This window comes from Sandarakinorhabdus rubra, assembly GCF_010994245.1.
Classification (GTDB): domain Bacteria; phylum Pseudomonadota; class Alphaproteobacteria; order Sphingomonadales; family Sphingomonadaceae; genus Sandarakinorhabdus; species Sandarakinorhabdus rubra.
On sequence record NZ_WMHO01000140.1, the window covers coordinates 1 to 7,112 of the forward strand.

Annotated in this window: 10 protein-coding genes; 5 read left to right on the forward strand and 5 right to left on the reverse strand. The window is 66.8% G+C overall.

The window, feature by feature from the left end; all coding sequences use genetic code 11:
- The 4 genes from GJV64_RS09500 to GJV64_RS09515 form a co-directional block, all read left to right on the forward strand.
- A partial coding sequence (locus GJV64_RS09500; RefSeq protein WP_164157005.1) for a molybdopterin cofactor-binding domain-containing protein occupies positions 1–862 on the forward strand: 862 nt, incomplete at its 5' end.
- Positions 859–1,884: a ferrochelatase gene (gene hemH, locus GJV64_RS09505; RefSeq protein WP_164157006.1), complete on the forward strand. Its 1,026-nt coding sequence runs from the start codon at positions 859–861 to the stop codon at positions 1,882–1,884. The genes GJV64_RS09500 and hemH, both read left to right, overlap by 4 nt.
- A 92-nt stretch (positions 1,885–1,976) precedes the next feature.
- A complete protein-coding gene (gene phbB, locus GJV64_RS09510) occupies positions 1,977–2,699 on the forward strand; it encodes an acetoacetyl-CoA reductase (protein WP_164157007.1) in 723 nt (240 codons plus the stop codon).
- A gap of 128 nt (positions 2,700–2,827) precedes the next feature.
- Complete coding sequence (locus GJV64_RS09515; RefSeq protein ID WP_164157008.1) at positions 2,828–3,043, forward strand: ribbon-helix-helix domain-containing protein; 216 nt, start codon at positions 2,828–2,830, stop codon at positions 3,041–3,043.
- A gap of 39 nt (positions 3,044–3,082) precedes the next feature.
- On the opposite strand, the gene GJV64_RS09520 is transcribed toward GJV64_RS09515, so the two are convergent.
- The 3 genes from GJV64_RS09520 to GJV64_RS09530 all read right to left on the reverse strand — a co-directional run bounded on the left by GJV64_RS09520 (position 3,083) and on the right by GJV64_RS09530 (position 5,254).
- Positions 3,083–3,769: a PEPxxWA-CTERM sorting domain-containing protein gene (locus GJV64_RS09520; RefSeq protein ID WP_164157009.1), complete on the reverse strand. Its 687-nt coding sequence runs from the start codon at positions 3,767–3,769 to the stop codon at positions 3,083–3,085.
- 64 nt (positions 3,770–3,833) lie between these two features.
- On the reverse strand, positions 3,834–4,628 hold the full coding sequence (locus tag GJV64_RS09525; protein ID WP_164157010.1) for a DUF1295 domain-containing protein: 795 nt from the start codon (positions 4,626–4,628) through the stop codon (positions 3,834–3,836).
- Positions 4,629–4,636: 8 nt separating this feature from the next.
- On the reverse strand, positions 4,637–5,254 hold the full coding sequence (locus GJV64_RS09530) for a lysophospholipid acyltransferase family protein (RefSeq protein ID WP_164157011.1): 618 nt from the start codon (positions 5,252–5,254) through the stop codon (positions 4,637–4,639).
- A gap of 93 nt (positions 5,255–5,347) precedes the next feature.
- Here GJV64_RS09530 and GJV64_RS09535 point away from each other — a divergent pair, with 93 nt between their 5' ends.
- A complete protein-coding gene (locus GJV64_RS09535) occupies positions 5,348–5,779 on the forward strand; it encodes a DUF2177 family protein (protein WP_164157012.1) in 432 nt (143 codons plus the stop codon).
- Here the strand turns inward: GJV64_RS09535 and GJV64_RS09540 are convergent, their stop codons facing one another.
- Both GJV64_RS09540 and serB read right to left on the reverse strand, forming a co-directional pair.
- The gene (locus GJV64_RS09540; RefSeq protein ID WP_235927681.1) at positions 5,780–6,280 is read right to left on the reverse strand and encodes an SAM-dependent methyltransferase; all 501 of its coding nucleotides are present in this window, start codon (positions 6,278–6,280) and stop codon (positions 5,780–5,782) included.
- Between the two features lie 27 nt (positions 6,281–6,307).
- Positions 6,308–7,112 (reverse strand): phosphoserine phosphatase SerB (gene serB, locus GJV64_RS09545; RefSeq protein ID WP_164157013.1); only part of this gene is annotated, 805 nt, incomplete at its 5' end.

Consider the following 7,112-nt stretch of genomic DNA (forward strand, 5'->3'; position numbering starts at 1 on the left):
GGCCGCCCGGCTGCACGGCCGCGCCCGTCCCGATGGCATCATCGGCTGGAACGCGGCGATTGCGGTGCCCGATGTCGGCGCCGGCTTTGCCGCGCGTAACGTGTCGGGCCTGCTGGGCCGCCCGTCCGAAGGCGCCGGCGCCATCGAGGGTGCGGTTGATCTGCCCTATGCAATTCCCAACATCCGCGTGGCGCACGCGCTTGCCGACTGCACGGCGCCCCTGGGCTTCTGGCGCAGCGTTGGCCACAGCTTCACCGGCTTCATTGTCGAAAGCTTTGTCGACGAGCTGGCGGCCAGTGCCGGCGCCGATCCCGGCCAGTTCCGGCTGGCCATGCTGAAGGACCGGCCGCGCCATGCCGCGGTGCTCGCGCAGGTGCTGGAGATGGGCGGGCCGCTGGGCCGCGATCCCGGCAATGATGGCGAGCCCGGCGCGCCGGTGGTGGCGCGCGGCCTGGCCCTGGTGGAAAGCTTTGGCAGCATCGTCGCCCAGATCGCCGAGGTGGAGGTGCTGCCCAAACAGCGCCCGCGCGTGCGCCGGGTGTGGGCGGCCATCGATTGCGGCCGGGTGATCAACCCCGACACGGTGGCCGCCCAGGTGGAAGGCGGCATCGTCTTCGGCCTGTCCGCCGCGCTGTTCGGCCGCATCACATTCAAGGACGGCAGGGTAGAGCAGGACAATTTCCACGCCTATCCACTGGTCACCATGGCCGACTGCCCCGACATCGAAGTGCAGATCATCCCGTCTGACGCCGACCCCGGCGGCGTGGGCGAGCCGGGCACGCCGCCGATCGCGCCCGCGGTTGCCAATGCGCTGTTCGCGGCCACCGGCAAGCGCTGGCGCAACCTGCCCTTCTTCGCATGACGACGCCGCTCACCCTGCCGCCGCTGGCGCTGCCGGCGGATCATGCGCCGGTGAAGGCCGGGCGCATCGGCGTGTTGCTGGTCAACCTGGGCTCGCCCGATGCCCCTGACGTGGGCGCGGTGCGGCGCTTTCTGCGCGAATTCCTGTCCGATCCGCGCGTCATCGAGATCCCGCAACTCCTCTGGCAGCCGATCCTCAACCTGCTCATCCTCAACGTGCGGCCACGCACCACGGCCGCCAACTATGCCAAGGTGTGGATGGAGGGCGGATCGCCGATCACCGTCTATACCGAGGCGCAGGCCGGCGCGCTGCAGCAGCGGCTGGGCGATGCCGCGATGGTCGACTGGGCGATGCGCTATGGCACGCGCTCCATCGGCGAGCGGCTGGAGGCCCTGATGAAGGCCGGCTGCGACCGCATCCTGCTGGCCCCGCTCTATCCGCAATATTCCGCCGCCACCAACGCCACCGTGGTGGACGAGGCGGCGCGCGTGCTGATGGCGATGCGCTGGCAGCCGGCGCTGCGCACGCTGCCGCCCTATTTCGACAATCCCGATCACATCGCGGCGCTGGCGGCCTCGATCCGCGACGGTCTGGCCAAGCTGAATTTCGTGCCCGACCTGATCGTCACCAGCTTCCACGGCATGCCGCTGCGCACGCTCGAGGCCGGGGATCCCTATCACTGCCAGTGCCTGAAGACCGGGCGGCTGCTGGGCGAGGCGCTTGGCCTGCCCGTGAAGGCCACCTTCCAGTCGCGATTTGGCAGGGCCGAATGGCTGAAGCCCTATACCGACGACACGCTGTTGAACCTCCCCAAGGAGGGCGTGAAGAAGATCGCCGTGGTCTGCCCCGGCTTTGCCGCCGATTGCCTCGAAACGCTCGAAGAAGTGGCGATGGAGGGGCGTGACGAGTTCCTGGAGGCCGGTGGCACCGATTTCGCCTATATCCCCTGCCTCAATGCCAGTGACACCGGCATGGCGATGCTGGAGGCGCTGGTGCGTCGCGAACTGGCCGGCTGGCTGTAAAGCCCGGTTGCGCGGGGCTCTCATCCGGCCCAAGATGAAATCCGATCTGCCGGTGACGGGCAGACGGTCCTGGGACGAGGAAAGGGTGGCAGATGGCACGGGTGGCAGTGGTCACGGGCGGCACGCGCGGCATTGGTGAGGCGATCAGCCTGGCGCTGAACGACATGGGCATCACGGTGGCAGCCAATTATGGCGGCAGCGACGACAAGGCGAAGGCCTTCACCGACCGCACCGGCATCAGGAGCTACAAGTGGAACGTGGCCGATCACCAGGCCTGCCTTGATGGCTGCGCGCAGGTGGCGGCCGATCTTGGCCCGATCGACATCGTGGTGAACAATGCCGGCATCACCCGTGACGGCACTCTGATGAAGATGAGCTGGGAGGCGTGGGACGAGGTGATCCGCGTCAACCTCGGCGGTTGCTTCAACATGGCCAAGGCGACCTTTGCGGGCATGAAGGAGCGCGGCTTTGGCCGCTATGTGCAGATCGGCAGCATCAACGGCCAGGCCGGCCAATATGGCCAGGTCAACTATGCCGCTGCCAAATCGGGCATCCACGGCTTCACCAAGGCGCTGGCCCAGGAGGGCGCCAAGTTCGGCATCACCGCCAACGCCATCGCGCCCGGCTATATCGATACCGACATGGTGGCCGCGGTGCCGCCCGACGTGCTGGCCAAGATCGTCGCCCGCATCCCGGTCGGCCGGCTGGGCCAGGCCAGCGAGATCGCCCGCGCCGTCGCCTTCCTGGTCAGCGAGGACGCCGGTTTCATCACTGGATCGACCATGTCGATCAATGGCGGGCAACATATGTATTGAAGCGCGGCCAGCGCGCGTGCCGCGCGCGGACTCGCGCGAAATCGGCCAGCGGGGCGCCGCGCGCTCATGCGCGGCGAACCCGTCCGACGGGTCCGCGGCTTTGCCGCGGACATTCTTGCTGAACAGGCATGAGCCCAAAGAAATACAGCCTCACCATCCAGGGCCACGCCACCAGCCTGACGCTGGAGCCGGTGTTCTGGCAGGCGCTGAACGAGGCGGCGGCGGCCGAAGGCAAGTCGCTGGCGGCACTGGTCGCCGAGATCGACGAGGCGCGCACCACCAACCTGTCGAGCGCCGTCAGGGTGTGGCTGTTCGCGCGGGAGTGCGCTCGCAAAGCGCGTTGACTTGCATGCTCCCACGCTCCGCCAATACTATATGGTGGGCTACACCGCCGCTCGGGCAGGCATAGCGCGACGCCGTCGAACGACTCCAATCATCGCGAACCCAGCGACCAACATGGCCCAGCTTGTTGGCTCTGGTATCGCCGCCGGTGAAGCAAAGCTATACTCGATGCTTCTAACGCCCCAGCCTGCACTGGCTACACCAAATTGCAGAATGAGACCTTTGCTGGATATGATGTCCAACTCAAGTTGGATCTCTGCAGGGCCGTTGGGCGAAAAGCCTCCCCGGCGAAGTTCCTTCCAATCAGAATCAAACACGGCATAACTCAGAAAATCCGGCATCGCCGCATAACTGCCCAAATCAACGGTGTGCAAGGTTACGGTGCCCGGCAACAGCAGATCAAGGCGGATTTCAGCGTGTTGATCCGGATTGTTTGGATCGCGCCGTACGAGGGCGACATCCCCGCCATACAGGCCGCCCCCGGAAAATCGCAGCTGCCGGCCGGCGAGTTCAGTGCTGTTGCCGGGCGCCGTCACGCTGCGATGCGAAACATCGACTTCGGCGCTGTCGCCCCAGTCTTGGCTGATGCTGCCGCCTTCGGCACAGCTAGCCGGCCCGCCACAGCTGTCTGGCCCGAACACCACCACCGCGGCTGAGGTTGGCATTGCCATCGCCAGCGCCGCTCCGGCTGTCAGCCGGATAACCAGAGCCAATATCTGGAGTTTCACAATCGTCCGCCCTTATCAATGGTTGCCCATTGAGGAACGGCGGCACAAATGCCGACTTAAGCAGTCAGCCGCGCCGGGGCGGCCAGGGCACGAAACCCGAGGTGCGCCGGACATAATCCTCATAGCCCGGCCGCTGCTTCCTCAGGCTTTTCTCCAGCATCGGCGCGCCTGACCAGCGGGTGAGGGTGAAGCTGAGGAACAGCGGGCCCACGACGGTCCAGACCGGGGCGCCCGCTGCGATGCCGACAACAAAGATGCCCCACCAGGTGCAGAAGTCGCCGAAATAATTGGGATGGCGGGTGTAGCGCCACAGGCCGGTGTCGAGCACCTGGCCGCGCTTTGACGGGTCCTTGCGGAAGGCTTCGAGCTGCGCGTCACCAATGCTTTCAAAGGCGATGCCGAACAGCGCCAGCGCCGCCCCGGCCCAACCCCACAGCGGCAGCGCGCCCCCGGCATCGGCGAGCACACCGGCCTGTGCCGGCAGGCACACACCCCACAGCAGCGGACCCTGCATGCCGAAGGCGCGCCACCAGGCCGCCTTGGCAAAGCTCATGCCCTGTTTCTCGATGGCGTGGCCGATGATGCGTTCATAGCGCGGATCGCGGCCCAGCCGCCGCCAGCGCAGGATGAGGTGGGTGCCCAGCCTCAGGCCCCACAGCACCACCAGGCCCGCAAGCAGCCAGCCCATGACCCCGGCCGGCCCGCCGTTCAGCACGGCGGCAATGGCCACGGCGTAGACCATGCCATAGGCCCAGATGGCATCGATGAACGACACGTCGCGGATGCGGGTGCTGTACAGCCAGCACAGCCCCATCAGCCCGACAACAGCGGCCAGCGTGATCGCGAGATTGGTGAGCATGGTGTCTGTCAGGCCGCCTTGTCGAAGGATTGGACAGTTGCAGCCATGATAGATTTCATTGCCTTGTCCGGATGACGGGGCGTGGTGGAGCGATAGAATTCCTCCACCCGGGCCATGTCGGCGGCATAATCGCCGCTGGGCATGAAGGCCAGCGCCAGCCCGCCGGTCTTCTTCGCATAGTCCATCATGCCGACGATCAGCGGCACCTTGGCCCCCACCGCGATATGATAGAAGCCGGTGCGCCACTGGCCGACCGATTTGCGCGTGCCTTCCGGCGCGATGGTGAGCAGGAACTCGTCACGGCGGTTGAACTCGTCGATCATCGCCTGAACATAGTTGCCGCCCTTCTGCCGGTTCACCTCGACGCCGCCCATGTTGCGCATGAAGCGGCCCAGCGGCCAGCGGAACAATTCCTTCTTGGCCATGAAGCTGGTCTCGATGCCGAGATCGCGGGTGAGGCCGATGTAATAGATGAAGTCCCAGTTGGAGGTGTGCGGTGCGGCGATGATGATCGCCTTCTTCGGCACCGGCTGCACGGCCACTGCGGTCCAGCCCATGGCGTGGTAGAAGCGCACGATCAGCCACTCCAGCAGCCGCGAGAGGGCGCCCTTCTGCCTGCCGTTCATGCGGCCATTGTCCTGTATCTCCCCAACGCGACACAGCATCGCGGATGGCACGGGGGCGTGTCAAATGCCGGATTGTCTCGCTATGGCCAGGGCATGACGAAGATCATCATCGCCTATCTGGCCACCCTGGTGGCCTTTGCCGCCATCGACAGCGTCTGGCTGATCAACATGGCGCCGCGCCTCTACAAGCCCGAGATCGGCCCGGTGATGATGGAGAGCGGCTTCCGCCTGGTCCCGGCGATGATCTTCTATGCCATCTACATCGGCGGGATCCTGTATTTCGCGGTGCTGCCCAGTCTCGATGGCGGCCTGGATGAGGGTGTGGCGCGCGCCGCGCTGCAGGGCGCCGTGCTCGGCTTCCTGTGCTATGCCACCTATGATTTCACCAACTATGCCACGCTCAAGGTGTGGAGCCTGAAGGTGACCGTGCTGGACCTGATCTGGGGCACCGTGCTCACCGGCGGCACCGCGGCGCTTGGTACGCTGATCACCGGCTGGGTGATGGGCCGCTTCTTCGCCAGCTGATCACCAGTAATCGGCCATGATGGCGCGCGCCCAATCGGGCTCGCGCACAGCGCCGCGCGGCAGGAAACCCTGCATCACCGGCTTGATGTCGATGACCGGCGTGCCGTCGATGGCGTCCAGCCCCTCGACCTCCAGCGCTAGGCCGTCGACCGCCACCACCCGGCAAATGGTCACCCCCAGCCGGTTGGGGCGGTTCTTGCCGCGCTGCGCGAAGATGCCGACCTTGGGCCAGTCGGGATTGCCGCGCGGGTGGCGGGCGCCGGTGGTGATCTGCTCGTCAGTCACCTGATCGAACAGGAAGATGATCTCGGCATGGCTGAAGGCGTCGAGGCCCATCAGGGCCTCGGCCGTGAAGCGGGCGGGATCGAGGCGGATGGTGGCGCGGCTGGCGCCCCAGTCATCATCGATCGCGTCGCGGCGGCCGCCCTCGACATGGGCGATGGGGGTGAGGCTGATGCTGTTCATGCCCCTGAGTGTATCGCCCCGGGCTGGCGCGTCCATGCCGCGGCGCGCATGGCAGCCCTGCGTTCAGGCCGCCCAGTCGGCGCGGGTATAGCCTTGTGCACGCAGCAGCACGGTCAGGTCGCCATGGCGCACCTGGGCCATGGCGGCGGCGGCGGTCTTCGGCTTGGCGTGATAGGCGATGCCCAGCCCGCCGTGGTCAGCCGCCGCCCGGATCATCGGGATGTCGTTGGCGCCGTCCCCCACCGCCAGCACGGCGTTCAGTGGCGTGCCGTCGGCTTCCAGCAGCGCCTTCTTCACGCTGGCATCCACGATCGGTTCGGCAACCGTGCCGGCCAGCACCTCGACATCGCCGTCCAGCATCACGTCCAGCCGGTTTGCGATGGCGCGGGCAAAGCCGATCTCGCGCGCCACCGGCACGGCAAAGGGCATGAAGCCGCCGGAGACCAGCAGGGAGCGCGCGCCGTTCGCCACCATGGTCTGCACCAGCGTGCGGGCGCCGGGAGTCAGGCGCACGCGCTCTTCCCGGCACAGGTCGAGCGTGGCGGTGGGCAGGCCTTTCAGCAGCGCCACGCGGGCTTTGAGCGCGCCGGCAAAATCCAGCTCGCCGCGCATCGCCGCCTCGGTGATGGCCGCCACCTCGGCCTTGATGCCGGCATAATCGGCCAGTTCGTCGATGCACTCGCATTGAATCATGGTCGAATCCATGTCGGCCACGATCAGGCGCTTGCGGCGTGGGCTCGTGCCGGGCTGGACGATGATGTCGAGCCCGGGCAGCGCCTCTTCCAGCGCGGCGCGCGCGGCGGCGGCATCGCCGCGGGCCAGCGTGTCATGGGCGTCGCCGGCCTCCAGCCAGCTCTGGGCCAGCACG

Coding starts and splice junctions, on each gene's coding strand:
- hemH (WP_164157006.1), top strand. CDS start 859: ATGACGACGCCGCTCACCCTGCCGCCGCTGGCGCTGCCGGCGGATCAT.
- phbB (WP_164157007.1), top strand. CDS start 1,977: ATGGCACGGGTGGCAGTGGTCACGGGCGGCACGCGCGGCATTGGTGAG.
- GJV64_RS09515 (WP_164157008.1), top strand. CDS start 2,828: ATGAGCCCAAAGAAATACAGCCTCACCATCCAGGGCCACGCCACCAGC.
- GJV64_RS09525 (WP_164157010.1), bottom strand. CDS start 4,628: ATGCTCACCAATCTCGCGATCACGCTGGCCGCTGTTGTCGGGCTGATG.
- GJV64_RS09530 (WP_164157011.1), bottom strand. CDS start 5,254: ATGAACGGCAGGCAGAAGGGCGCCCTCTCGCGGCTGCTGGAGTGGCTG.
- GJV64_RS09535 (WP_164157012.1), top strand. CDS start 5,348: ATGACGAAGATCATCATCGCCTATCTGGCCACCCTGGTGGCCTTTGCC.
- GJV64_RS09540 (WP_235927681.1), bottom strand. CDS start 6,280: ATGGACGCGCCAGCCCGGGGCGATACACTCAGGGGCATGAACAGCATC.